Origin of the sequence: Bacillus sp. FSL M7-1020, assembly GCF_038050415.1 — a bacterium.
Lineage (GTDB): Bacteria > Bacillota > Bacilli > Bacillales > Bacillaceae_G > Bacillus_A > Bacillus_A toyonensis.
Map to the genome: position 1 here is coordinate 2107834 of NZ_JBBOTW010000001.1, position 25464 is coordinate 2133297.

Annotated in this window: 25 protein-coding genes; 18 read left to right on the forward strand and 7 right to left on the reverse strand. The window is 34.5% G+C overall.

Annotation, left to right across the window (positions count from 1 at the left end):
* Positions 1-93: 93 nt before the first annotated feature.
* The 6 genes from gabT (at position 94) to MHB70_RS10765 (ending at position 7661) form a co-directional block, all read left to right on the forward strand.
* The gene (gene gabT / locus MHB70_RS10740; protein WP_000920471.1) at positions 94-1419 is read left to right on the forward strand and encodes a 4-aminobutyrate--2-oxoglutarate transaminase; all 1326 of its coding nucleotides are present in this window, start codon (positions 94-96) and stop codon (positions 1417-1419) included.
* An 11-nt stretch (positions 1420-1430) separates the two neighbouring features.
* On the forward strand, positions 1431-2123 hold the full coding sequence (locus MHB70_RS10745; protein ID WP_002038647.1) for an MOSC domain-containing protein: 693 nt from the start codon (positions 1431-1433) through the stop codon (positions 2121-2123).
* 257 nt (positions 2124-2380) lie between these two features.
* A complete protein-coding gene (locus tag MHB70_RS10750) occupies positions 2381-3265 on the forward strand; it encodes a GNAT family N-acetyltransferase (RefSeq protein ID WP_000528654.1) in 885 nt (294 codons plus the stop codon).
* 33 nt (positions 3266-3298) lie between these two features.
* Complete coding sequence (locus tag MHB70_RS10755) at positions 3299-3895, forward strand: DUF1349 domain-containing protein (protein ID WP_000858459.1); 597 nt, start codon at positions 3299-3301, stop codon at positions 3893-3895.
* A 222-nt stretch (positions 3896-4117) separates the two neighbouring features.
* Positions 4118-5872: an ABC transporter ATP-binding protein gene (locus tag MHB70_RS10760; RefSeq protein ID WP_000834798.1), complete on the forward strand. Its 1755-nt coding sequence runs from the start codon at positions 4118-4120 to the stop codon at positions 5870-5872.
* Positions 5865-7661, forward strand: a complete 1797-nt coding sequence (locus tag MHB70_RS10765; RefSeq protein ID WP_001243546.1) for an ABC transporter ATP-binding protein — start codon at positions 5865-5867, stop codon at positions 7659-7661. Before MHB70_RS10760 ends, MHB70_RS10765 begins: the two co-directional genes overlap by 8 nt.
* A 247-nt stretch (positions 7662-7908) precedes the next feature.
* On the opposite strand, the gene MHB70_RS10770 is transcribed toward MHB70_RS10765, so the two are convergent.
* Positions 7909-8169, reverse strand: coding sequence for a hypothetical protein (locus MHB70_RS10770; RefSeq protein WP_061529966.1), 261 nt, complete (start codon positions 8167-8169; stop codon positions 7909-7911).
* A gap of 459 nt (positions 8170-8628) precedes the next feature.
* On the reverse strand, positions 8629-9213 hold the full coding sequence (locus MHB70_RS10775) for a LysE family translocator (protein ID WP_001121301.1): 585 nt from the start codon (positions 9211-9213) through the stop codon (positions 8629-8631).
* A gap of 116 nt (positions 9214-9329) precedes the next feature.
* Here MHB70_RS10775 and MHB70_RS10780 point away from each other — a divergent pair, with 116 nt between their 5' ends.
* Positions 9330-9887 (forward strand): helix-turn-helix domain-containing protein, encoded by a 558-nt coding sequence (locus tag MHB70_RS10780; RefSeq protein WP_000391306.1) that lies wholly within the window; start codon positions 9330-9332, stop codon positions 9885-9887.
* 380 nt (positions 9888-10267) lie between these two features.
* Here the strand turns inward: MHB70_RS10780 and MHB70_RS10785 are convergent, their stop codons facing one another.
* Positions 10268-10909, reverse strand: a complete 642-nt coding sequence (locus MHB70_RS10785; protein ID WP_061529967.1) for a BclA C-terminal domain-containing protein — start codon at positions 10907-10909, stop codon at positions 10268-10270.
* A 220-nt stretch (positions 10910-11129) separates the two neighbouring features.
* Between MHB70_RS10785 and MHB70_RS10790 the strand changes: the two genes are divergently transcribed.
* On the forward strand, positions 11130-12284 hold the full coding sequence (locus MHB70_RS10790) for a DUF4183 domain-containing protein (RefSeq protein WP_341343685.1): 1155 nt from the start codon (positions 11130-11132) through the stop codon (positions 12282-12284).
* A gap of 63 nt (positions 12285-12347) precedes the next feature.
* Here MHB70_RS10790 and MHB70_RS10795 read toward each other — a convergent pair whose 3' ends face one another.
* Positions 12348-12638, reverse strand: coding sequence for a DUF4183 domain-containing protein (locus MHB70_RS10795; RefSeq protein WP_001121652.1), 291 nt, complete (start codon positions 12636-12638; stop codon positions 12348-12350).
* Between the two features lie 469 nt (positions 12639-13107).
* Between MHB70_RS10795 and MHB70_RS10800 the strand changes: the two genes are divergently transcribed.
* Positions 13108-14340: an exosporium glycoprotein BclB-related protein gene (locus tag MHB70_RS10800; protein ID WP_061529969.1), complete on the forward strand. Its 1233-nt coding sequence runs from the start codon at positions 13108-13110 to the stop codon at positions 14338-14340.
* 541 nt (positions 14341-14881) lie between these two features.
* On the opposite strand, the gene MHB70_RS10805 is transcribed toward MHB70_RS10800, so the two are convergent.
* The gene (locus MHB70_RS10805) at positions 14882-15514 is read right to left on the reverse strand and encodes a cupin domain-containing protein (RefSeq protein WP_000126318.1); all 633 of its coding nucleotides are present in this window, start codon (positions 15512-15514) and stop codon (positions 14882-14884) included.
* 229 nt (positions 15515-15743) lie between these two features.
* Between MHB70_RS10805 and MHB70_RS10810 the strand changes: the two genes are divergently transcribed.
* From MHB70_RS10810 to MHB70_RS10820, 3 genes are all read left to right on the forward strand, one after another.
* Complete coding sequence (locus tag MHB70_RS10810; RefSeq protein ID WP_000010328.1) at positions 15744-16049, forward strand: luciferase domain-containing protein; 306 nt, start codon at positions 15744-15746, stop codon at positions 16047-16049.
* A gap of 93 nt (positions 16050-16142) precedes the next feature.
* On the forward strand, positions 16143-17453 hold the full coding sequence (locus MHB70_RS10815; RefSeq protein WP_000712983.1) for a phytoene desaturase family protein: 1311 nt from the start codon (positions 16143-16145) through the stop codon (positions 17451-17453).
* Positions 17431-18300, forward strand: a complete 870-nt coding sequence (locus MHB70_RS10820) for a sigma-70 family RNA polymerase sigma factor (RefSeq protein WP_000447155.1) — start codon at positions 17431-17433, stop codon at positions 18298-18300. The genes MHB70_RS10815 and MHB70_RS10820 overlap by 23 nt, the downstream gene beginning before the upstream one ends.
* A gap of 32 nt (positions 18301-18332) precedes the next feature.
* Here the strand turns inward: MHB70_RS10820 and MHB70_RS10825 are convergent, their stop codons facing one another.
* Entirely contained in the window at positions 18333-18491 is a 159-nt protein-coding gene (locus MHB70_RS10825; RefSeq protein WP_001100984.1) for a hypothetical protein, read from the reverse strand.
* A 305-nt stretch (positions 18492-18796) separates the two neighbouring features.
* Here MHB70_RS10825 and MHB70_RS10830 point away from each other — a divergent pair, with 305 nt between their 5' ends.
* The 3 genes from MHB70_RS10830 to MHB70_RS10840 all read left to right on the forward strand — a co-directional run bounded on the left by MHB70_RS10830 (position 18797) and on the right by MHB70_RS10840 (position 21675).
* Positions 18797-19390 carry an O-methyltransferase gene (locus MHB70_RS10830; RefSeq protein ID WP_002093755.1) on the forward strand — a complete coding sequence of 198 codons (594 nt, stop codon included), beginning with the start codon at positions 18797-18799 and terminating at the stop codon, positions 19388-19390.
* A gap of 314 nt (positions 19391-19704) precedes the next feature.
* Complete coding sequence (locus tag MHB70_RS10835) at positions 19705-20817, forward strand: toxic anion resistance protein (RefSeq protein ID WP_000137413.1); 1113 nt, start codon at positions 19705-19707, stop codon at positions 20815-20817.
* A gap of 24 nt (positions 20818-20841) precedes the next feature.
* Positions 20842-21675 carry a DUF3974 domain-containing protein gene (locus MHB70_RS10840; protein ID WP_000008389.1) on the forward strand — a complete coding sequence of 278 codons (834 nt, stop codon included), beginning with the start codon at positions 20842-20844 and terminating at the stop codon, positions 21673-21675.
* A 55-nt stretch (positions 21676-21730) separates the two neighbouring features.
* Here MHB70_RS10840 and MHB70_RS10845 read toward each other — a convergent pair whose 3' ends face one another.
* Entirely contained in the window at positions 21731-23290 is a 1560-nt protein-coding gene (locus MHB70_RS10845) for a glycoside hydrolase family 10 protein (RefSeq protein ID WP_000605561.1), read from the reverse strand.
* 226 nt (positions 23291-23516) lie between these two features.
* Here MHB70_RS10845 and MHB70_RS10850 point away from each other — a divergent pair, with 226 nt between their 5' ends.
* The 3 genes from MHB70_RS10850 to MHB70_RS10860 all read left to right on the forward strand — a co-directional run bounded on the left by MHB70_RS10850 (position 23517) and on the right by MHB70_RS10860 (position 25462).
* The gene (locus MHB70_RS10850) at positions 23517-23822 is read left to right on the forward strand and encodes a PTS sugar transporter subunit IIB (protein ID WP_000865901.1); all 306 of its coding nucleotides are present in this window, start codon (positions 23517-23519) and stop codon (positions 23820-23822) included.
* 11 nt (positions 23823-23833) lie between these two features.
* A complete protein-coding gene (locus tag MHB70_RS10855) occupies positions 23834-25117 on the forward strand; it encodes a PTS sugar transporter subunit IIC (RefSeq protein WP_001032297.1) in 1284 nt (427 codons plus the stop codon).
* Between the two features lie 78 nt (positions 25118-25195).
* On the forward strand, positions 25196-25462 hold the full coding sequence (locus MHB70_RS10860; RefSeq protein WP_001021949.1) for a hypothetical protein: 267 nt from the start codon (positions 25196-25198) through the stop codon (positions 25460-25462).
* Positions 25463-25464 lie beyond the last annotated feature (2 nt).

The following is a 25464-nucleotide window of genomic DNA, read 5'->3' on the forward strand; positions in this document are numbered from 1 at the left end:
ATAAATAATTGAATTGAACAATGGTTTTGTGCGATTTATAATCACTTTATTAGAAATAGATTGATGATAAAGATTAGATGAGGTGAAGAGGAATTGTTGAAATCGAGCGTATTACCAGGCAGTTATTCAAAAGTACTTCAAAAAAGGTATGAGGAGGCTGTACCGACAGGAATATATCATTTAACACCTTTATATGTAAAAAAAGCTAGCGGAGCGATCATTACAGATGTAGATGGGAATCAGTTTATTGATTTTGCTGGTGGTATTGGAATGCAAAATGTTGGTCATTGTCATCCGAAAGTTGTAAGAGCGGTACAAGAACAAGCAAAGTCATTTATTCATCCTTGTTTTCATGTAACTCCATATGAAAACTATATTGCTTTAGCAGAGAAAATTAATGAAAAAATACCAGGAACAAGTAAGAAAAAAACGATGTTTGCAAATAGTGGTGCGGAAGCGATTGAAAATGCTGTAAAAATCGCACGTAAAGTAACAGGGAGAAGTAAAGTAATTTCGTTTGAACGAGGATTTCATGGGAGAACATTAATGACGATGTCTTTATCAACGAAAGAAAACCCATATAAAGCAGGATTTGGCCCGTTCGTTTCAGACATGCATATATTGTCGTATCCGTACTATTACAGAGCTGCAGAAGGAGTTTCTTCTGAAGAAGTGGATTCTCAAGTCATCTATCAGTTTGAAAAATTTTTAGAGGAAGTATCACCTGAAAAAGTAGCGGCAATCGTAATGGAACCAGTACAAGGAGAAGGGGGATTTATTGTTCCTTCCATTTTATTTGTAAAACGAATCCGGGAAATTTGTGATCAATATGGAATTTTAATGATCATGGATGAAGTGCAAACTGGATTTGGCAGAACTGGAAAATGGTTTGCAACGGAACATTTTAATATAGAACCTGACATTATTGCATTATCAAAATCAATAGCTGGAGGCTTACCATTAAGTGCGATTGTTGGGCGCGCTGAGTTTATGGATGTTCCTGGAAGGGGTCAAATCGGTGGGACCTTTGCAGGAAGTCCGTTATCATGCGCAGCCGGTCTTGCTGTATTTGAAATTATGGAAGAAGAAAACCTAGTTGAAAGAGCTCAACAAATTGGAAATAGAATAATGTCACATTTACATGCAATGCAATTAAAATACGAAGTCATAGGTGACGTTCGTGGAATTGGTGCAATGGTTGCAATGGAACTTGTAACGGATCGTATAACAAAAGAACCAGCAAAAGAACTAACAGTACAATTAATTGATGAATTCTGGAAGAATGGGCTTATAAGTATTGGGGCAGGGATATTTGATAATGTACTACGTTTTTTACCGCCTCTAGTTATTTCAAATGAAGAAATTGATAAAGGTTTTGAAATAATAAATCAATCTTTTAAAAAATTGTGCGGAAAGTGAGAGAGGCAATTATGATGAATAAATTATATGAGGTATTATCACTAAATATAGGATTCCCAAAAGAAGTTATGTATGGAGGAAAATTAATTCATACGGGTATAAATAAAACGAAAACAAAGGAACCTATATATTTATCATTTTTAAAATTTAAAGGTGATGGTCAGGCGGATTTAGTTCATCATGGAGGGGTGGATAAAGCGGTTTGTGTGTATTCGGGTGAACATTATAGTTATTGGGAAGAAACATTGAATCAAGACCTTGAATATGGAGCATTCGGAGAAAATATAACAGTAAGTGGTATGCGTGAAGAGGATGTTTGTATCGGTGATACGTTTGAGCTCGGAGAAGCGATAGTACAAGTAACGCAACCAAGGCAACCTTGTTTTAAGTTAGCTAAGAAATACAATATTCCAAAGTTACCACTGTATTTTCAAGAAACAGGATATACAGGATTTTATTTTCGTGTATTAAAAGAAGGGTGGGTATCGCCAGTTGATACGTTAAAGTTGCTGAAGTCTGATCCAATAAGTATTACAGTAGCGTTTGCTAATCGTATTATGCATAAGGAAAAACAAAATATAGAAGGGATAAAGAGAATTTTAGAAGTACATGCACTTTCTACTAGTTGGAGAAAGACATTTGAAAAGCGACTGAGGGGAGAAGAAATAAATACGAAGGAGAGGCTTGAAGGAATAAAAGAATAAAAAAATATTTTTATAAATAGTGCATTTCTAATAGTAAAAACTAACTAGAAAGCACTGTTTTTATATAATAACCTTATTAATATACAAAAATCTTAATATTTTTTTATTCGACTTTTTTTCTAATTGTGAAAACATAAAATTAATTGGATTATTTTTTTATATTTTATGATAGTATATTGATTTGTAAGACCTATTATTTTAAGGTCAGGTCATATAACCATATATAATTTTATGGAATTGAAGTATGGAGGGACAACATGGGGAATGTTGAAAAATTTGCAAATCTTCTAATAGAAGAACCGAAAAGAGAGCAGTTATTTCCTTTATTTGAAGAAGTGTTTGGTATTGAGAGTCAAACATTACGTGATTTTACGGAGAAAGGATATTGGGATTATACATATAAAGCTTTATCATTTTTACAAGATAACAAAGTGATTGCGAATGTTGCTGCATTTTCACTTCCGCTTTTAATGAATGGTGAAAAAATAAATGCAGTGGGTATTCAATCGGTAATGACACATCCGAATCATCGTCGACATGGGTTAATGAAACAATTGTTTAGTAAGATGATAGAAGAAATTGATGAGCAATGTGAGTGTGCGCTTTTATTTACTGAAAATCCAGAACTATATAAACCATTTGGTTTTCAAATTGTGCAAGAATATTTGATGGAACTATCATACGAAAACAAGAGTGATAAAGATTCTCAACTTAAAAAGTTAGATTTTTATAATGAAGAGGATAGACAATTAATACATGAGATGATTGAAAATGGCCAAAGGCTTTCTAATACATTTTCAACGTTAAATTACCGCTCTTCGTTTTATTTAAATATGTATGATTCAACATGGAATGAAAACCTATATTATTCAGAGAAATTAGATACGTTGATTGTTTTTACAATAGAAAATCAAAAACTAAAATTATATGGAGTGTTTGCTCCGGTACTTCCGATTTTAGATGAATTATGTGAGGAAATCTCTGGGGAATTTAAGGAGATTGAATTTTATTTTTGCCCAGATCAATTAGGAATTGATGATGTACAATATACAGAATTACAGACTAGTAAGTATTTAATGGTTCGAAGTAATAAGGAATTAGATTTTAAAGGTTATAAATTCCCGGTGTTAACCGAGTTTTAAATATTAATTTAATTGCTTTTTTATGGAGGAATTATGAAAACATCATATATACCAAATCATATTGAGCAACTTACCGTAATGAATGTACCTAAATATTACAAACTGGAAGAAAATCATACATTCATTGTCCATTCGAAGGCAGAAACAGATTTTTGGCTGAAAACACATTATGGCTTTGAAATAATGAATGGTCATGTATTTTATAATGAGATTATGACAGATTTTCAGGCTGAAGTTCAGTTACGTATGAGTCCAAATGCGACATACGATCAAGCAGGTCTTTTTGTTATGATTTCGGAGAACTGTTGGTTAAAAACTTCTTTAGAGTATATCCCTGAGGGGCCATCTCATTTAGGTGCTGTCGTAACGAATAATGGATATTCTGACTGGTCAACGCAAGATTATCCAACTGAAGCAGCTAAGCAACAACTTCGTTTTCGAATTATTCGAAAACGCGGTGATTATTCAATATATGTGAAAATAAGTCAGCGATGGGAACAAATAAGAATCGCTCATTTAATGGAGGATATAGGGAATGAGCCTGTTAAAATAGGCTTTTACACGTGTAGTCCTTCTAAAAATAAAGGATTTGAGACTGAGTTTTTCGATTTTACAATTGAAGAAATATAGATAAAAAACCGCATTCTTTTCATTAAGAATGCGGTTTTTGTATTTGTATATTTATAAAGCACATTTATTGACCGAAAAGTCATTAATGCTTATCATTTAATAATGTTAAATATTAATTTGCATAATATAATAAAAGTAAAGAAGAAATTACAAACTATAGGGTTTAAATAAGGAGGGGTATGAATTACTCAGTGGTAATTTCATGGAAAAAGGAGATTATGTATGAAATCATTTCGCAAGCTATTACAGTATTTAAAACCATACATGTTCTTCGCTATTATTGGACCGCTATTTATGGTACTTGAGGTTGCGATGGACTTAATTCAACCGACTATTATGCAACATATTATTGATGTTGGGATTGCAAATAGGGATTTGAATTATGTAATAAAAATGGGGCTTCTTATGATAGGAGCAGCGGCACTTGGGTTAGTTGGAGGACTTGGGTGTATGATGTATTCTACAAAAGCAGCTGTAAATTTCGCTACAGACATACGAAAAGATGTGTTTACAAAAATAGAAACATTTTCTAGTAAAAATCGGGATACATTTGGAACCGGAAAATTATTAACGATTGTGACAAATGATATTACATCAATTCAATCGGCGATGACGATGACTTTACGTGTTCTCGTTCGTGGCCCTTTGTTATTTATCGGAAGTATAATTATTGTTTTTGTAACAGCGAGGGAGTTATTTCCAATATTACTTGTAGTTGTACCAATTTTATTACTTGCGATTATTTTAATTGCAAGTAAAGCGAGTGGAACGTTTAAAAAGGTGCAAGAAGCATTAGATAAAGTGAATACAAAGTTACAAGAAAATTTATCTGGTGTACGTGTTATAAAAGCGTATGTAAGACAAAAATATGAAATTTCTCAGTTTGGAAATGTGAATACAAATTTAACGAAGATAAATATTCGAGCTGTGCAACTTATTTCCTTAATGATGCCAATTATTATGCTAGTTGTAAGTGGTGGGATTGTCGCAACACTATGGATTGGTGGAGAAAAAGTATTTAATGGAACTCTTCAAGTAGGTGCGATTTTAGCATTTATAAACTATTTGAATATCATTTTAATGGCACTTATGTCTATTAGTATGGTATTTATTCAAATTGCTCGAGCTTTTCCATCTGCGGATCGTGTACAACAAGTCTTAAATACTGAAGTTGATATTATGAACGAAGCTAACGCAATTGAACCTGAGAAAATCGAAGGAAATATTGATTTTAAAGATGTTAGTTATAGTTATACGAAAAATAATGAATACGTTTTAAAAGATATTTCATTCAGCATACGTAAAGGTGAAAAAGTAGGAATTATCGGTTCTACAGGGAGTGGTAAGTCTACTTTAGCTAAACTGCTACCACGCTTATATGATATTGAGCAAGGTGAAATTTGTATTGACGGAATAAATGTTAAGAGGTACGATTTACAAAAATTGCGTGCTTCAATAGGTTTTGTACCTCAAACGGCATTGTTGTTCTCAGGAAGTATAGAAGAGAATTTACGTTACGGTAAAGAAGATGCAACACACGATGAATTGGAAACAGCAGCTTCATCTGCGTGTGCGACTGAGTTTATTAACAAGTTGGAAGAATCGTATCATTATAACTTAACACAAGGTGCGACGAATTTATCAGGTGGACAAAAACAACGTGTATCCATTGCGAGAGCGCTTGTGAGAAAACCATCTATTCTTATATTAGATGATTCTACATCAGCAGTTGATGCGAAATCAGAAGCGAACATTCAATCGGCATTAAGAACAGAATATAAAGGAACAACGACATTATTAATTGCTTCTAAAATCTCATCTATAATAGATGCTGATAAAATTCTCGTATTAGATAATGGTGAATTAGTTGGTGATGGTACACATGAACAACTGCTAGAACAATGTGAGGTATATCAGGAAATTTATCTTTCCCAAGGTGGTAATTTGCATAAAGAAGGTGGGAAAGAACATGCGTAATTTTCAAGGACAATTTGCTAATAAAGGTGGACGTAACTCGCCTAAGAGTGGAAAAGTTAAAAATACTAAAGGTACTGTAAAGCGGATTTGGAACTATATGGGGTATGAAAAGGCTGCTCTAATGTTCGTTATATTTCTAGTATTTGTTACGACATTACTTGGGTTATTAGGTCCATATTTTATGGGAGTAATTATAGATCAATATATTGTACCGAAAGATTTAAACGGTACGGCAAGAATGTGTATGTTACTTATTGCAATTTACGGTGTAACGGTGCTTTTAACGTGGTTACAAACGTATGTCATGATTAATGTTGCATTAAAGACAATTCAAAAAATACGACAAGATATATTTGAGAAAATCCAAACGCTTTCTTTACGGTTCTTTGATGTACGTTCTCAAGGTGATTTAATGAGCCGTGTGACAAATGATATTGACAATTTAAATCAAGCGTTGACGCAAAGTGTCGTACAGATTATTTCATCAGCGTTAACCTTTATAGGTGTGACGATTGCGATGTTCTCATTAAATTGGATTTTGGCACTTGTAACTTTAATTACAGTACCTATTATGTTTTTCGTTACAAAAAAACTTGTTGCATATAGTGGTAAAAACTTTGCAAAGCGTCAAAAAGATTTAGGAGAATTAAATGGTTTTATTGAAGAAGCTATAACAGGCGCGGATGTTACAACGTTATACGGGAAAGAAAAAGAAACCGTACAAAATTTCAATAAAATTAATGAACAACTAAGAATTTCAGCAACGAAGGCTGATACATTTTCAGCTTTTATTTTTCCGAGTATGAACTTTATTAATAACTTAGGAATGGGGCTTGTAATTGGGACTGGATCCGTTATGGTATTAAACGGTATGACAACAGTAGGTGTCATTGCGGCGTTTATTAATTATTCTCGTCAATTTTCAAGACCACTAAGTCAATTTGCAACGTTAATGAATACGATTCAAGCGGCAGTTGCGGGTGGAGAACGTGTTTTTGAAATTATGGATGAGGTACCAGAAATTCAAAATAAAAAAGACGCATTCGTTGTACAAAATATACATGGGCATGTTGAACTTGAGAATGTTTCGTTTGGTTATGTGGAGAATAAAACAATTTTAAAAGAAGTAAGTCTTAAGGCACAGCCTGGAGAGACAATTGCTTTAGTTGGTCCAACGGGATCGGGAAAAACAACAATCATAAACTTATTAACTCGATTTTATGATATACAGCAAGGACAAATTCATATTGATGGAAAAGATATAAAAGATTATGATATCAATTCTTTACGAAGTAAAATAGGAGTAGTTTTACAAGATACGTATTTATTTGCTGGGACAATTATGGATAATATCCGTTATGGACGATTACATGCAAGTGATGAAGAAGTAATCAATGCAGCAAAGGCTGCATCGGCACATTCTTTTATTAAACATTTACCGAAACAATATGAAACAGAGATTGCTTCAGAAGGATCGAATTTAAGTCAAGGACAAAAACAACTTCTTGCGATTGCAAGGGCAATTTTAGCAGATGCGGACATATTAATTCTTGATGAAGCGACATCTAATATTGATACGAGAACAGAATTGCAAATTCAAGCAGGATTAAACAATTTAATGAGAGGTAGAACGAGTTTCGTAATCGCTCATCGACTCAAAACGATTGAAAAGGCAGATCAAATCCTAGTTATAAAGGATGGGAGTATTTTAGAAAGAGGGAATCATGAATCTCTCATGGAAGATCGAGGATTTTACTTTGAATTGTATACGAGTCAGTTTAAAATTTAATAATAATATTCATGTGGTGCGGTTTCTGTAGAAAAGAGAAACCGCATTTTTAATGATTGTAAACATTGCTAAACCCAATAGTCTTTCATTAAATACTTTGACAGTATCACCTTGAATCTCTGGTAAAACATATGAATAGCGTTTGAGGTTGCAAAAATGCGGATTAAACATAGTTAAGTTACAAAAAGGGTAGAATATACAGTTGTTCAGGTATGTAATTTATGTGTTTTTTTAGAATTACGAGTTGTTAGCAAAAACTAGCGGCCTCAGTGACAGATGGTAGAAATAGTTTACGTGGTATTGTAATAATCTCAAGCGCTATCTGCGTTGAATATAGGAGTACTTGAGTTAAATCTAAAGCGAGTGTTAAAAGTATTATGAAGCTTGTAAGAATTACAAAACTACCCCAAAAGAAACTTTTTGAAGTGTTGCGGAAATCTTTTATTAAGGAAAAGAAAGAAAAAAATGCGGTAACAATAAGAATGAAAATTTTATACTTATCAGACATTATAACCCTCCCAAAGAACAGTAACTTATATTATACCGTATTTTTCAGTATTATTATAAATAGACTTTAAAGTGAATATTACGAAAAAAGAAAACCACAACTAATGTTTTAAGTTGTGGTTTTCTTTTTTGAGTACTTTGTTTTAGAAGATAGATAATCTAGAATTGAAAAAACTTTAAAGGGATTACCATACTTTATTTCCGATCCAGCATCAGGTGCTCAATGAAACGGTATGAAAGGTTATAGGCTGGTAATACGAGAATAAATAAGGGCGGATCTGTGTACAACAATATTCCCATATCAAAGTTCTACTAGAGAAAAGTAGTTAGTTAAGGGCAGTATGTGAATAAAAAACAGATGGGTGTGGAAACTAAATATTTATGACATTAAGGACAAAGATTAGGAAATATAGATTGGTATGAAAAAGTACAAAAATCTAAAATTAGAATGAGCATTGAACTAGTGTATAACGATTGAAACGGCACTGAAGACTAATAAAACGGCCATAATGATGTTAAATAATTGGTTATGTTTTATTAATAATTTTTGGAATATTGAACCAAATAAACTCCAACTACATGTACTCATTAAACCGACTACACCTAGAAATAATGAAAAAAGTAGAAAACTTGAATATGAATTGTAGTAAGGGAGTATGAAAGTCGATACTACAGTCAGTCCGAATAATATCCCTTTAGGGTTAACGAATTGAAGAGAAATCCCCACTGTAAATAAGTTTTTATTATCTTTTTCACTGGGATTCGTACTGCCTTTACTAGTGAGTATTTTAAAAGCTAAATATAACATGTATGTTACACCTAAAACTTTTAAAGGGAATTCGATTATGGGTAAGATATTAAGTAGTACTACATTAAAGAAACTACATAAAGAAGTGAGGATGAAAAAGCCGAAAGCTACTCCAAAGCAAAATTGCATGCTCCTCTTTAACCCGTATTGATTGGCGTATGTCATAGCTAAAAAATTGTTAGGGCCGGGTGTGAAACTACTTATAAAAACAAATAATAAAAAAGAAAATATAGGCATTTCAAAACCCCCTTATTATTTTTGTGTGTTATAATGACCGAAAAGAACAATATAACGTGTACTTTTTATTATACATAACGGTCGTTATATTGTATATAGTGTAGGGGTGTTTTTTTATGGAAGAAATTCAACTTATTCTAGCGAAAAATTTAAAAACAATACGAGAAAAAGAAAAATTAAGTTTAGAAAAGGTTTCTCAATTAACAGGAGTGAGTAAAACGATGATTGGACAAATTGAAAGAGGAGAATCAAGTCCGACACTAACAACAATATGGAAAATTGCTAATGGATTGAAAGTGTCTTTTACTTCTTTAATCAATAATCCACAACCCGATATAAAAGTTGTTTTACGGGATGATGTTCAAGTATTGTCTGAAGATAATGGGAGATATAAAGTGTATCCTTCTTTTCCTTTTCAAGATGATAGAAATTTTGAAATGTATACAGTTGAAATAGAAACAGAAGGGGAACTGAGTTCAGAAGGGCATAAAGAAGGAGCAGAAGAATTTATAACGGTATTTGAAGGAGAATTGACAATAAAAGTGAATAATTGTCAGTATAAATTAAATAGTGGAGATTCCATTCGTTTTAAGGCCGATAGATCACACTCTTATCATAATTTAGGGAAATCGTTGACTCGATTAAGCATGACAATTTATTACCCAGCTACATAAGTGTGCATTTATATATATAAAAGATAAAACCATCTATACAAGGTGGTTTTTATTTTGTGTTAAATTACAAAAAAAGACACTCGTTTGAGTGTCAACATAGTATTGCTCTCGCGTATAGGATTGGAGTACGTTTCTCAAATACGTATTGAGAGATGGTTCGTAAAGGAGAAACTGTCTTCATATTTAATGTAACATCGGTAAGGGTGAGTGTAAATTGATAATGTATATACGGAAAATTTAGTATAGATAGTTTCTACTATAAATATAGTGCAATTTGTTCTGTGTTACGTAATCAACGCCATGAAATAATTGAGTGGTTCTTATTATTATGACAGACTTGGTATTTAATAATGTGTATTAGAAAAAGAATGAATCATTTTTTAATCGATTCGTATAATTGTTAGAGAGGCACCTGTTGAACCACCTCCAACTAAATTAACAATGGATAATATACCGAATAATTGAAGTGAAATTGTATTACCAGCAATTAAATTAGTAATTAAATTATTATTATAATTTGAAGTTGATATAGCGGGAGAAAAAATAGAGCCAGAAAGTGGAGTTGAAGCGTTTAATAGTAACCTTGTTCCAGCGAGTAGAGAAGTTGTCGTATTAACTTGATAGGTTAAATGATATCTTCCGGTTACAGGAATTGTAAATACATCGTTTGAAGCGTTAACTGTAAAATTACCGAGGCTTTGGTTATTAGAAAGTGGAATATTAGTTCCACCTAATATAACTGAGATGGGACCACCTAATGTATTATTAGCGAACATAGAGTTTGTTGTAACTATTGACCCAGTACTTCCGGTAGGTCCAGTACTTCCGGTAGGTCCAGTACTTCCGGTAGGTCCAGTACTTCCAGTAGGTCCAGTACTTCCGGTAGGTCCAGTATTTCCGGTAGGTCCAGTACTTCCGGTAGACCCAGTATTCCCAGTAGGTCCTGTAAGTCTGTATGGAAGAATTATTTCAAGAGCCATTGATAGTAGTTCTTCTTTTATTTTTTCATTTTTATCTTGCATATAAATCACCTCATTTTTAAATTAGATACCAATAAGTGTAGTATTTTTAGAATGGAACTATCATTTTATTCTATTAATAGTAGTAGTTTATAGTAACGGTAAAATGTTTAATAAATATATGAATCATTTGGAAAGAAAAAGAATAGTTATGAAGTTATTTCTTAATAATAGAGTCATAATAATGTATGTTAGTTAAAAACGTGTGGAATGAGGTATTGAATTGAAGCGGAATGATAAATTATCAATGAATAAAGGTAGGATAGGACCTGAGAATATTGGACCTACATTTCCAGTTCTTCCACCAATTTATGTTCCGACTGGAAGTACAGGGCCAACGGGAGCAACGGGAGTAACAGGAGCAACGGGAGTAACGGGATCAACCGGAGTAACGGGGGCAACCGGAGTAACCGGAGCAACCGGAGTAACAGGGGTAACAGGAGCAACCGGAGTAACAGGGGTAACCGGAGCAACAGGAGTAACAGGGGTAACCGGATCAACCGGATCAACCGGATCAACCGGATCAACAGGAGTAACCGGAGCAACAGGAGTAACAGGAGTAACGGGAGTAACGGGATCAACCGGAGTAACGGGGGTAACGGGAGTAACCGGAGTAACCGGATCAACCGGAGCGACAGGAGCAACGGGAGCAACAGGAGTAACAGGAGTAACAGGAGCAACGGGAGCAACAGGAGTAACAGGAGCAACAGGAGTAACAGGAATAACCGGATCAACCGGAGCAACCGGAGTAACGGGAGTAACAGGGCCAACGGGAGCAACCGGAGTAACAGGGCCAACGGGAGTAACAGGAGCAACCGGAGTAACAGGAGCAACGGGAGTAACAGGGGTAACAGGGGTAACAGGAGTAACAGGAGCAACCGGAGCGACAGGAGCAACAGGAGCAACAGGAGTAACAGGAGCAACGGGAGCAACAGGAGTAACAGGAGCAACAGGAGTAACAGGAGTAACCGGAGCAACCGGAGCAACAGGAGTAACAGGGCCAACGGGAGCAACAGGGCCAACGGGAGCAACAGGGCCAACGGGAGCAACGGGAGCAACGGGAGTAACAGGGATAACAGGGATAACAGGAGCAACAGGTCCTACTGGGGGGATTGGCCCCATAACAACAACAAATTTGTTATATTATACTTTTTCAGATGGAGAGAAACTTATATATACAAACGCAGATGGGATAGCTCAATATGGTACAACGAATATATTATCACCTAGTGAGGTTTCATATATTAATTTGTTTATTAATGGGATTCTGCAACCACAACCATTTTATGAAGTTAGTACAGGTAAACTAACTTTATTGGATAATCAACCACCATCGCAAGGGTCTTCAATTATTTTGCAATTTATCATTATTAATTAAAAAAGACAGATTCTTATTATAAAAGGAATCTGTCTTTTTTGTTTTAAATTACATTCGTTAACATTAAGTGACGATAAATTCGATTGTGATTGGAATTCCGCCGTCTAATGCATCTCCACCAGGGATTGTAATAGCGCCAGTAGGGCCAGTAGTAACACTGGAGTTCACACTGGGCTGAAGGATACCGTTTACATATAGGTTGTAATACGTGAAAGTCGGAAATGCAGTTGCAGTAGTACCCGCATCGTTTAAGCAAGCTGTGGCAGCAACCGCAAAGGCTGCGCCTGTGCCAGTCCCAGCTCCTAGTGTAGATGTGAATCTTCTAGATGCCATAAATGGTTGAATGATAGGCAATTAATTCTCACTCCTATTCATATTTTATTGGAACGAAGTATTGAATAACTTGTCCACTATATTGTATGAGAGTTTTCTAGAATAGAAACGGCTTTAGGATTAGAAGAGTAGCATAATTTTATTAAAGGTATAACTTTTACTACAATTAAAAAGCGATGTTGGTATTTATGGAATATATGCTAAGGGTTAATTTGAATTTTTGTATTCAAATTAATATGTATTCTTTGGTTTAAGAGATAAACGTGGAAAAATAAAATAAACTCTTAAGTTTAGGTGTTTAATCTAAGCACTCAATTATTAAAAACATATAATTAATATGTGAGTCATGAACATAATTAAATAGCGTTTGCAAGTTTAATTATATTTCATGTTTCCTATTTTAAGTCAATATATAACACATACTCTTTTACAACTTTATGATCCTTATAATAGGAAAAACTCAAATATAAAACAAGTAAGGAGGACATAAATGACAAGTAATAATTGTTTTGGTCATAACCACTGCAATAATCCGATTGTTTTCACTCCAGATTGTTGTAACAATCCACAAACAGTTCCAATTACTAGTGAGCAATTAGGTAGATTAATTACTTTACTAAATTCTTTAATTTCGGCTATTGCAGCATTTTTTGCAAATCCAAGTGACGCAAACAGATTAGCTTTACTCAATTTGTTTACTCAACTATTAAATTTACTAAATGAATTACCACCTTCTCCAGAAGGTAATTATTTGAAACAATTAATTCAAAGTATTATCAATGTACTACAATCTCCTAATCCAGACTTAAGCCAATTGCTTTCCTTATTGCAACAATTCTACAGTGCTCTTGCACCATTCTTCTTCTCTTTAATTATTGACCCTGCAAGTTTACAACTTTTATTAAACTTATTAGTTCAACTAATTGGTGCTACTCCAGGAGGAGGCCCAACAGGAGCAACAGGAGCAACGGGAGCAACAGGAGCAACAGGCCCAACAGGAGCAGGAGCGACAGGCCCAACAGGTCCAACGGGAGACACAGGAGCAACAGGCCCAACAGGTCCAACAGGTCCAACGGGAGACACAGGAGCAACAGGTCCAACGGGAGATACAGGAGCAACAGGAGCAACAGGCCCAACAGGTCCAACAGGAGACACAGGAGCAACAGGCCCAACAGGTCCAACGGGAGACACAGGCCCAACAGGAGCAACAGGTCCGACAGGAGCAACAGGTGGCGGAGCTATTATTCCATTTGCTTCAGGTACAACACCATCTGCGTTAGTTAACGCGTTAATAGCTAATACAGGAACTCTTCTTGGATTTGGATTTAGTCAGCCAGGTATAGCATTAACGGGTGGAACAAGTATCACATTAGCATTAGGTATAGGTGATTATGCATTTGTAGCACCGCGCGATGGCATTATTACGTCATTAGCAGGTTTCTTTAGTGCAACAGCTGCATTAGCTCCATTATCACCTGTTCAAGTGCAGATACAAATATTAACTGCACCTCCAGCAAGTAATACGTTTACAGTACAAGGCGCACCTCTATTATTAACACCAGCATTTGCTGCAATAGCGATTGGTTCTACAGCATCAGGGATCATAGCTGAAGCTATTCCAGTAACAGCTGGAGATAAAATACTGTTATACGTTTCATTAACAGCAGCAAGTCCAATAGCTGCAGTTGCTGGATTTGTAAGTGCAGGTATTAATATCGTCTAATTTGTTACAATGTTTAATTAGAAATTAAACAGGGATTTGTATATAGTCCTTCCTAATAAAATTAGGGAGGACTATATTTTTGTAGAAAATAAATAATGAATCAATTGAACAATTACTCTTTGTTAAGTTCGTATAAAAAAAGTATAATTTACCCTTCCTCATTTGAGGAATAAGTTATGTAACTTTAAAAATTTCTGATCAGCAAAAAAAGATGAATTCTTTTAAAAAAGAATTCATCCATAAAATAAACTATTTATTTTTATTGCAGTTACATCCTTTTTTCTTTACATAGCCTTGCTCGGCTAAGTCTCTTTGCGATTGGGAATTGGAAGATTGGGCATTGGAAGATTGAGAGGATGCTGACGAGCTACTATTTTTATTATTTGAGTAGTTTTTTCGATAGTTATAATTACTCATAGTACTATCACCTCCAATTAATTATATAAATATTATATGTATGAACTCTATTATTTGTTACGATAAAAAATCTCCTTGGTATTTTCCAAGGAGATAAAGGATGGTTCTATTAAAATGATACTAATTAATACCCCCAGTAAAGAGGGAAGTAATAAGAATCTTGGTAATATAGATTTTGTTGTTGAGTAGGGGGCTGAGTTGACTGATTTATCATGTCGCGGTTTTGATTACAGTTTGCTGGAGGACCAATTACAGTAGTGGATTGAATTGGGGATACTGCTTGTTTCCATTGTTGTTCATTGAGACAATAAGTATGAGCCATCATATGAGCCGGAGTTAATCTTAAAATATCAGAGCCGAAAATAACTTCTGGGATAGGGGCATCAAAAATAGCTAATAAATGAGTATTATCTGCTGTAGCAATTTCATAATGCCACCACGCTTGTGGAATGTTGGCAACTTGCCCCGGTTTTATCGGTAAGTTTAATATTTGATTCGTAAATGGATTAAGTAAAGAAACAACAGCAGACCCTGAAATACAATAAACAAGTTCAGCTGCATTTTGATGAATATGTGGTTCTACAACATTGCCTGTACTTAAATAAATATCTAATAAAGAAGTATTTTCTAAAGTATTTAATTGTTTAATGCCAAGTACATTTATATAATTTTGGGCATCTTTCCGAAAAAAATTACTTTTATTTACATCATAAGTAAAATTGGTTGAGGGGGAGGTATAGTCGATGTTGGCAGTCAATTGTATTACCCGCCTTTCTATAGGTAAGTTAGGTTACAAAATTAGGATATGTGTCTAGTCTTTGTTTTGTGCTGTTGTCGGTAGTTTAATAAATTCACTTATTTCATAAAGAATAAGGTGTTAAGACTAAACTATATTCGTATTCCCATTCATACTTTGGATTGATGGAAAAAAGTAATGAAAATGTTAATTTAAAAGTACATCAATCATTTATAAGGAGTGAATGTTCATGTCATTTAGTGAAATGATTAGAAATGAAGTGCTCAGCTGGACGGGTGTTTCTGAAAAACCGCACCGATTTGGTGGTATTGAAATAAATTATGGTAAGAAAGAACTTGGCCATCTTCATGGTGATAAATTAGCTGATTTACCATTTCCGAAGTTAAAGCGAGATGAATTAGTGAAGCAAGGATTGGTAAAACCACATCACGTATTACCTGAATCAGGATGGATCAGTTATTATATAAAGAGTGAAGAGGATATTCCATTTGCAATTGAGTTATTTCGAATGCAATATGACCGAATAAAAAAATAATGAAAGTAAGTAGATAAATAAAAATATATTTTCATGTCACATCCCTCCTTAATCGTTCGTCTTGTATGTAGAACGATAAGGAGGGATTTTATTATGAAGAAATTTGATGTAGCAATTGTTGGCGGTGGGCTTGCTGGATTAACAGCATCTATATATTTAGCGAAAGCTGGAAAGAAAGTGATTGTATTAGAAAAGTCCAGGCGATTTGGTGGTCGAGGGATGACTATAAATAAAAATGGGATCTGCATGAATCTTGGTGCACATGCCTTATATAGAGGAGGAGCAGCATTTTTAACTTTTAATGAGCTCGGTATGAATCTTCCGGGTGGAATACCGACTACAAAAGCACATGGAATATGGAAAGGGGATATATTCACTATCCCAACAGATTTTCGCTCTATTTTATCAACACCACTACTTTCGTGGTCTGCAAAAGTACAATTCTCACGTCTTATGATTCGTTTAGGGAATTTAGATGTAGGAGAAGTTCCAAAAATGAGCCTAACTGCATGGGCGGAAAATGAAATAAAAGATCCAATGGTTCGCAATATATTTTATGCGCTATGCCGAACAACAACATATACGTTTGCTCCTACAATACAATTAGCTTCTTCAGTATTAAAGCAAATACAACTATCTATGAAAGAAGGCGTACTTTATGTAGATGGTGGTTGGGAGACGATTATAACAAAATTAAGAGATATAGCGAATAATGTCGGGGTGCAATTTTTGGCTAAAAAGCATGTTTTGGAGATAGAGCATTACGAAGATAAACAAAGAATACATTGTTTTGATGATGAGGTTTTTGAAGTAGGCACAGTCATCGTGACGACTCCGCCGAAAGAAGCTTGTAAAATAATAAAAGGTGCAGAAGGAACAAGTTTGCATAGATGGAGTGAACAATCGGTACCGGTTACTGTTGCTGCATTAGATATTGGCTTGAGACGATTACCCAATCCTACACATCAATTTGTAATAGGACTAGATCAACCTATATTTTTCACAAATCAATCGAGAGCAGCTAAATTAAGTGAAGATGGATCCATTGCAGTGAGTCTAATTAAGTACCATAATACTGTGCTAGAGATGAATCATATTCATGAAGATAAAGAACAGTTAGAAAGTACGATGGAGTTGTTACATCCAAATTGGAAAAGAGAAGTTGTTGCACAGCAATATTTACCGAAAATAACAGTAGCATATGATTTTTCTCATATTGAACGAGTTGAAACTCCAGGTCCTAATATCCCTGAAATGCCAGGTGTTTATGTTGCAGGTGATTGGACTGGGCAGGATGAATTATTAGCTGATGCTGCAGTAGCAAGCGGAAAACGTGCAGCGTTACACATTTTAAAGCAATTAGAAAGTGAGGGTGTTCATCATGGAAACGGAGCAGTTATATGAAGCGTATCAACCATTATTATTTTCGTTAGCATATAGAATTCTTGGGAGTGTTATGGATGCCGAGGATATCGTTCAGGATGTATTTATCTCGCTGAATAACATAGAGAATATTCAGTCTATCGAAAATATGAAAGCATATTTGTGTAAGATGGCAACAAATCGTTCAATTGATAAATTACGTTCGGCAGCGCATAAACGTAACGTGTATGTGGGGATGTGGTTACCAGAGCCACTTGTAGAAGAGAGTGATGAGCCATCAGAGTCATTTGTAATGAAAGAATCCCTTTCCACGGCATATTTATTACTTTTACAACAACTGTCTGAAGTAGAAAGGATTGTTTTCATATTAAGAGAGGTTTTCAGTTATGAATACGAAGAAATAGCTTCAATTGTTGATAAGAGTAGTGTGAACTGCAGGAAGATCTTTCAACGTGCACGAAAAAGCATTTTGGAGAAACCGAAGCAATCAAAATTAAGCACAGAGAAAATGGCTGCTTATGTTGAAAAGTTTGTATCATCATTACAGTGTGGGGATGCGGAAGGCATGCTAGAAGTATTAAAAACAGATGCTATACTCAAAGCTGATGGTGGTGGTAAAGTTACGACTGCGATCCATCCGATTTATTCTGCGGATCGAATTATACGTTTGTTCTTTGGAATTGCACAACGATTGACTGAAGAGTACACTGTTGATTTCAAAATGGTAAATGGTATACCAGGAGTTATAGTTACAATAAATAATAAAGTAACTTATGTTCTTTCGTTTGCATTTGAGGATGAGAAAATTTCAAATATTTATATGATGGTTAACCCTGAAAAACTTATGCATTTAAATGTAAAAATATAAAAAAGCGCATTTCTTCAGAAATGCGTTTTTTATTATTTTTCTAACATTTCAAGAGGTACATCTTTTTCGCCAGCTACCTCAAATTTAATTTCCCCGTCTTCTTCATAAATACGTGTAATAATCGGTATAGTAATCATTAATTTTTTATGCTGCTTTCGTTTTCGAGCAGCATCTAAGCTAATCACGTTCATTTGTAAGCATCCTTTCTTCTGGAAATATAATAAACAAAGAAAATGCGTCCGAAAAGGGCGCTTAATTGAATTTGAAATACCGATTCATTTAAATGGGGTTTATATAATTTAATAACTGCAATTTTAATGTGAAATAATATGAATGGAATAATTGCACGTAGAAATTAACTTTACCAAAAAACGAAACAATATGCTATAAAAAATTATAAATCTTTGTCATATAACAGGAAAAAGGTTTTTGTTTCGCATATAATAAAAAGTAGACGGGCAGCAAGAGCTTTTTCATCATATTGCTTGGAAAGGCGATGAAAAGAATGGATACAGTAGATTCATTATTATTGCAACTTGAACAATATGGAGAAGAGCATGATCGAAATAAAAAAACAAGGGAAGAAAAATTACGGAATGTTTCTCGTGAAATGGGGCAATTTTTATCAATTTTAGTAAAAGGGTGTAATGCAAAAAAAATTTTAGAAATTGGAACTTCTAATGGCTATTCTACATTGTGGTTAGCGAATGCGGTAGAAGAAACAAATGGAAATGTAACAACTGTAGAGCTTTCTTCAGAACGAGTTGGAGAGGCACTTGCCAATTTTGAAAAGGCACACCTGTTACAAAGAATCGATATTCATAATCAAGAAGCAGGGGCATTTTTAGATTTGCAATTAGATCATTCATTTGATTTTATTTTCCTAGATTCAGAGCGTACGCAATACATGTGGTGGTTTGAGCATATAAAACGTATGTTACAACCAAAAGGTTTTCTTGTTGTTGATAATGCAACTTCTCATGCGAGTGAATTAGGTGAGTTTATAAAAATGATTGAAGAAGATGATACGTTTGAAACGGTGTTATTAGCTTTTCAAAAGGGGGCATTTGTAGCGCGCAAGAATAAATAGAAGTGAACGTAATATAATTATCACATTGAAAGCGGGCAAATGTCAAAAGATTGACTACAGCATGACAGAAAGAATGTAAATTATATAGATAACATACGAAGAATCCGCCTTCAGCATGTTCTTCTCTAGGTCTTAAGTCTGAGGAAAATAATGTGGATAACAGGTATACTTATACTAAGAAACAGGGAATGACTGCATAAGCAGATATTTCTTGAAAAATCGATTTCAAACAGACTGATTGTACATGAAATACGATAAATGAAATGAAAAATAGTGCATATAAATTCGCACATATAAATAAAGGAGCGATTTTGTTGACTGAACTCGAGAAAAAAGAACCCGTATCAATTGTGAAAGATAATAATGTAGGAGTAGTAGTTGATACAGTTATAAAAGATGAAGAACTTGATGAATTGAATAAAGAAGCTGATCTTTATGTACACAAGTTAAATAGCGAGCAAAATACAGATTTATCAAAAGTATTGTCTCAGCTAGGAGATTTAGGGGATAAAGAGCAACAAGCGGCAGGACAAACGTTATCGGCGTTAAAACGTCCTGTAACAGCGATGATGAATGGGAAAAATGAAGAAATTCCAAATACATTGTTAGAGTTACGAAAAGTGGTATCAGAGCTTGATCCGAATTCATTAAAAGCAAGTGGTATGAAGAAAATAATGTTTAAAGTATTCAAAAAAAATCCACTTGAAACATATGTGCATAAATACCAATCTATAGATAAGCAAATCGAGGAGATTATTAGATCCCTTCTAATTGGCCGTGACAATTTGCAAGAAGATACGGTTGGCCTTGAAATGTTAAAAGAGCAATCGCATGATAAAATTCATGCTCTTGATAAACAAGTATACTTAGGGAAAAAACTTGCTGGGATGCTTGAAGCTGAGAAGCAAAACCCAGAGCGTCAAAGAGATATTCCATTAATAAACGATGCATTAGAAAAGATACTTGTACGTACACGTAATATGCAGCAAGCGAAAAGTGTACTATTACAATCGATTGCATCTGTAGATATCATTAAGAAAAATAATGAAAAGTTAACAGAGGCAATTCGTAATGCAATTACGATGACGCAAAACGTTGTAACAGTTTCAGCTGCTATTCAGCTAGCATTAACGAATCAACGTAAAACAATTGATGCTGTTAATGCGACAAATGAAGCAATTGAATCAATGGTATTAAGTAACTCTCAAGCATTGAAGCAAAATACAGAAGAAACAACAAAGTTGCTTGAAAATCCTGCTATTAGCATGGATAAATTACGTGAGTCATTCCAAAATGTATTCGCAGCGATTGAAGCTTCTGAGAAATCGTCAGAACGTATTATTGAGTCTAGTAAGAAATTTGTCATTGAATTAGACACATTTAATGATGAGATGAAGCAGAAACTCATTCAACGTCCAAGAAAATAACAGATTATTAGAGGAGGTGAAAAAATGAGTTTCATTCAAACAGTATTAGTACTATTAGGTACATTACTTTTAATCGCATTTACTGTCGTTGTTTTAGTAGTATATTTCGGACGTAAACTGTATTTTTCATGGACGAAACCATACAAGAGGGCGCAAGATTCTATAGAAAAGTTATCGAATAAATCGACACCGTTTTTACAAGAGTTTACGCAACATCCACTCTTTTATCGATGGATTCGTACAGAAGGAAAGAAAGAACAACATACATTGAATACTCTTTTCTGTACATCAAGTCAACGTACGAGAGAGCAAGTATTTTCAATGTTACCGAAAGAAAAACAGAAAAAAGTGCATGTAATGGCAAAAACAACGAAAAAGCTTACAAATGAAGATATCGATGTGGCCGCGATGAAAGTGAAAGATTTCTTAAGACAAGAAACGCAGCAAACTGTAAAACCGTCAGACCTATCGTTTTATAAATTGTATTTTTATGATCGATATCCAGATGCATTGAATACAATTCAAACGTATAAACGCTCGATAAATCCTTCATTACAAAGAACAGTTGATGATATTACAATTTCAGTATTAAATGCATTGCCGTATTATCAAGAGCAGCGTATGTATGAACAACAACATAAACTTGAAACGTTCTTAATGAAAGATTTAACTGCGATGTTATCTTTAGTGGTGCAATTACCTCCGTCACAACGACCAGAAAAAGAAGAAGAGTTAAAAGTCTACTTGCAAAATTTCAAAAAAGAAATGGAAGTAGTAGAGCGTGATATTCGGGACTCCATTGATCATGATTTGAATGTGAAGATGAGAGCAGCGACTGAGAAGTTTAAGAATAAATAGAAAAAGCGCCTTAAAAGCTAAGTGTTTCTCAGCTTTAAGGCGTTTTTTTGAGATTTTATTTTGCCTTAACGGTAGTATAACTAGAAGCACCACTTTCGTTATGCAATCGATCAACTGCAGTTACCACATACGTATAAGTTTCTCCAGAAATAGCCGTTTTATCTACGTAAATTTCTCCAAGTTTTGTTTTTCTTACAGTGGTAAGTAAATGTTTTGGGTTGTGTATATCCACTTCATTTTTTCCATTCACACGGTAAATGGCGTAATAAGCAGAGTCATTATCTCTATTGTCAATTATTCCTACAGCAATACCGTCATCTCTTGGAATGGCACCTTTTAAAGTAGGTTGTTTTGGTGGATCATGATCAAGCCAAGGCATGGGCGGGATTAATGCAGGATGTATATATATGTCTTTGGAGAGTCTATCTTTTATTCCAAGTGGATTGTTATTTATATCTTTTAAACTGAAATGCATACTACCTTTTATTTGTGGATATTGATGGTTTAATGCGATTTGCTTCGGATATTCTTCTGGATTAGACCAAGCAGGGACAGAGTTGTTATTAATTTTATAAGCCGCTTGACCGATGTAAAGGTGAATCGGTTTGTTATTTGTTTCTTTTACCCACCAATCTACTAATATGTCATATGCAGCAGGTGTGAAACCGATATTCCAATATATTTGCGGTGTAATGTAATCAATGTACCCTTTTTGTATCCACTCACGTGTGTCAGCATAAAGATCATCGTAGTTTCTTTGACCTGCGGCTGTATTAGAGCCAGTTGGATCGTCAGCTATATTTCGCCATACGCCGAACGGACTAATGCCAAACTTTACGTATGATTTTTCTTGTTTTATAGCAGTATTTAAACCTTTTACGAGTTCATTTACATTATTGCGACGCCAATCTTCGATAGTTGAAAAATTCCCGTTATTATATAATTCAAATGTTTTTTGATCAGGAAATTCTTCGCCAACTACTTTATAAGGATAAAAATAATCGTCCATATGAATTGCATCAACATCATAATTTTTTACGATTTCTAAAGCGCCTTCTGTTATAAAGTTTTTCACTTCTGGAATACCAGGGTTGTAATATAGCTTCCCGCCGTAAGGTACAACCCAATCGGGATGTTGTCTTGCAGGGTGATTTTCTGATAATCGATTTATATCAGTGTGATTCATCGTTATTCGGTATGGATTAATCCATGCGTGGAATTCTATATTTCTTTTATGTGCTTCTTCAATCATAAATGCGAGCGGGTCGTATCCAGGGTCTTTTCCTTGTGTACCTGTAATGTATTCAGACCAAGGACCGTAATTTGAAGGATAAAAAGCATCAGCGGTTGGTTTTATTTGTACAACGACTGCGTTCATACCAGTGTTTTTTACATCGTCTAATAATTTTATAAATTCTTGTTTCTGCTTTTCGATAGGTAAGCCAGTTTTTGAGGGCCAATCAATATTAAGAACAGATGCTATCCATACAGCGCGTAATTCATGCTTTTTGTAAGTAGTATTTACTTCAGCATAGGTAGAGTGAGGGGAAATGAAAGAGAAAGGAGTAAACAAGATGATGATACAACACATCATTAATAAACGTTTCATAATCATTTATACGCCTCCCTATTATACGATTATTTAAAATAATATATGATGTGAGGTTGGCCTTGCAATTGAGAAAAATAAATATTGAAACATTAATTTAATAGGAAAAATATTTTTAGTGAAATTTACTTTCAGTATAACTAAATCGTTTCATGTCTTCATATGCTTGTTAGTAAAGTGAAACTTTCTTTCATTTGAAGGAAATAATTTATAAGTATAGGAGGCTTCAATAATGAAAGTTTTATTCGTTTGTTCTGGAGGAATGTCCAGCGCAATTGTTGTAAACGCTTTAAAAAAAGAAGCGGAGAAAAAAGGTGTGAGCATGGAAGTGCATGCAATTGGAACGAATGAGGTAGAGGAAGAAGTGAAGAATGGTTGGGATGTTGTAATGGTTGCACCTCAAATAAGACACCGATTTGATTCTGTAAAAAAATTTGCAGAAGAGGAATCCATTCCGTGCGGCATTATTCCACCGCAAGCATACACACCGCTTGGTGGACCGACTTTGTTGAAAACTGTAAATGAATTAATTAGTTAGGGGGAAGCGTTATGAATAAGTTTGTCACGTTTCTTGATAAAAACTTATCTGGACCGATGGCAAGGCTTTCTGAACAGAGGCATTTACAAGCAATCCGTGATGGAGTTATTTCGGCGTTACCATTTATTATTGTAGGGAGTTTCTTTTTAATAGTAGCATTTCCCCCATTACCGAAAGATAGTTTCATATCAGTATGGGCATTGAAAAATCAAACAAGTATATTAATACCATATCGGTTAACGATGTTTATTATGTCTTTATATATAGCATTTGGAATAGGATATAATTTAGCAAAAAGTTATAAGTTAGATGCTTTATCAGGAGCACAGCTTGCGGTATGTTCACTGCTATTAACGTTAACCCCTGAATTAATTGATAAAAAAGGATTTATGCTTCCGATGACAAATCTCGGAGGTCATGGATTATTTGTGACGATGATTGTTTCTATTTTATCCGTAGAGATATTAAGGTTTTGTAAGACGAAAAATGTAATGATTAAAATGCCAGAACAAGTACCGCCATCTGTATCACGTTCATTTGAAGCACTTATACCTGCTGCATTCGTTATTATTATAATGAGTCTAGTAACTGTCGTTTTTAGCATTGATTTACACCATGTTGTTGATAAATTAGCAGCACCATTAGTAAAAGCTGGTGATAGTTACTTCGGTGTAATCATTCCAGTGTTTTTAATTACATTTTTTTGGTCATTCGGAATCCATGGTGTGTCGGTTGTTGGAACTGTTGCTCGGCCATTATGGGAAGTTTACTTAGGGAAAAATGGTGAAGCAATTGCTAGTGGAGCAGATCAGTTGCCATTCATATCACCAGAACCGTTATATCAATGGTTTATATGGATTGGCGGTTCTGGTGCGACGTTAGGGCTTGTATTAGCTATGATTGTATTTGGTCGATCAAAATATTCGAAAGCATTATCAAGAACTTGTATTGTTCCTGGTATTTTTAATATTAATGAACCTGTTATTTTCGGATTACCGATTGTACTAAATCCAATTTTAATTATCCCGTTTATCATTACACCACTCGTAACAGCAACTGTTGCATATTCAGCAACTGCGATGGGATTTGTAACGCCAACACATATTATGCCGCCGTGGACATTACCAGCTCCAATTGGCGCGTATTTAGCCACAGGTGGGGATTGGCGTGCAGTGGTATTAGTTTTTATAAATATAGCAATATCATTTCTTATTTACCTACCATTCTTTAAAATGTATGACAAAAATATGATTGAAATTGAAAAGAATGGTGACGGGGAATCTGTTAGTCCTTAAGCTTTATACGGTTATTTTGAGTGATAGACTTTATGTCTATCACTTCTTTCGTATTAAACTGAGAGAAGGTGTAAAGGAATGAATATAAAATTTAGTTATAAAGGTGTATTTATATTATTGTTTGGAGTAATATGTGCAAATTTACTCTTAGTACCTGTATTAAGAATACTAAATCTATCACAAATGCATAGTATATGGCTCGTTACAAGTATTGCGGCAAGTGTTTTGCTTACGATCGTTGTTTCTTTTATTGATGGCACATTTGTATCGAAAGTCCAGTTGTTTATTAGATTTGTATTGTTTTCTGTAGGTTGTACGTTGTTTACTTACATAATTGTTTTTTAGTG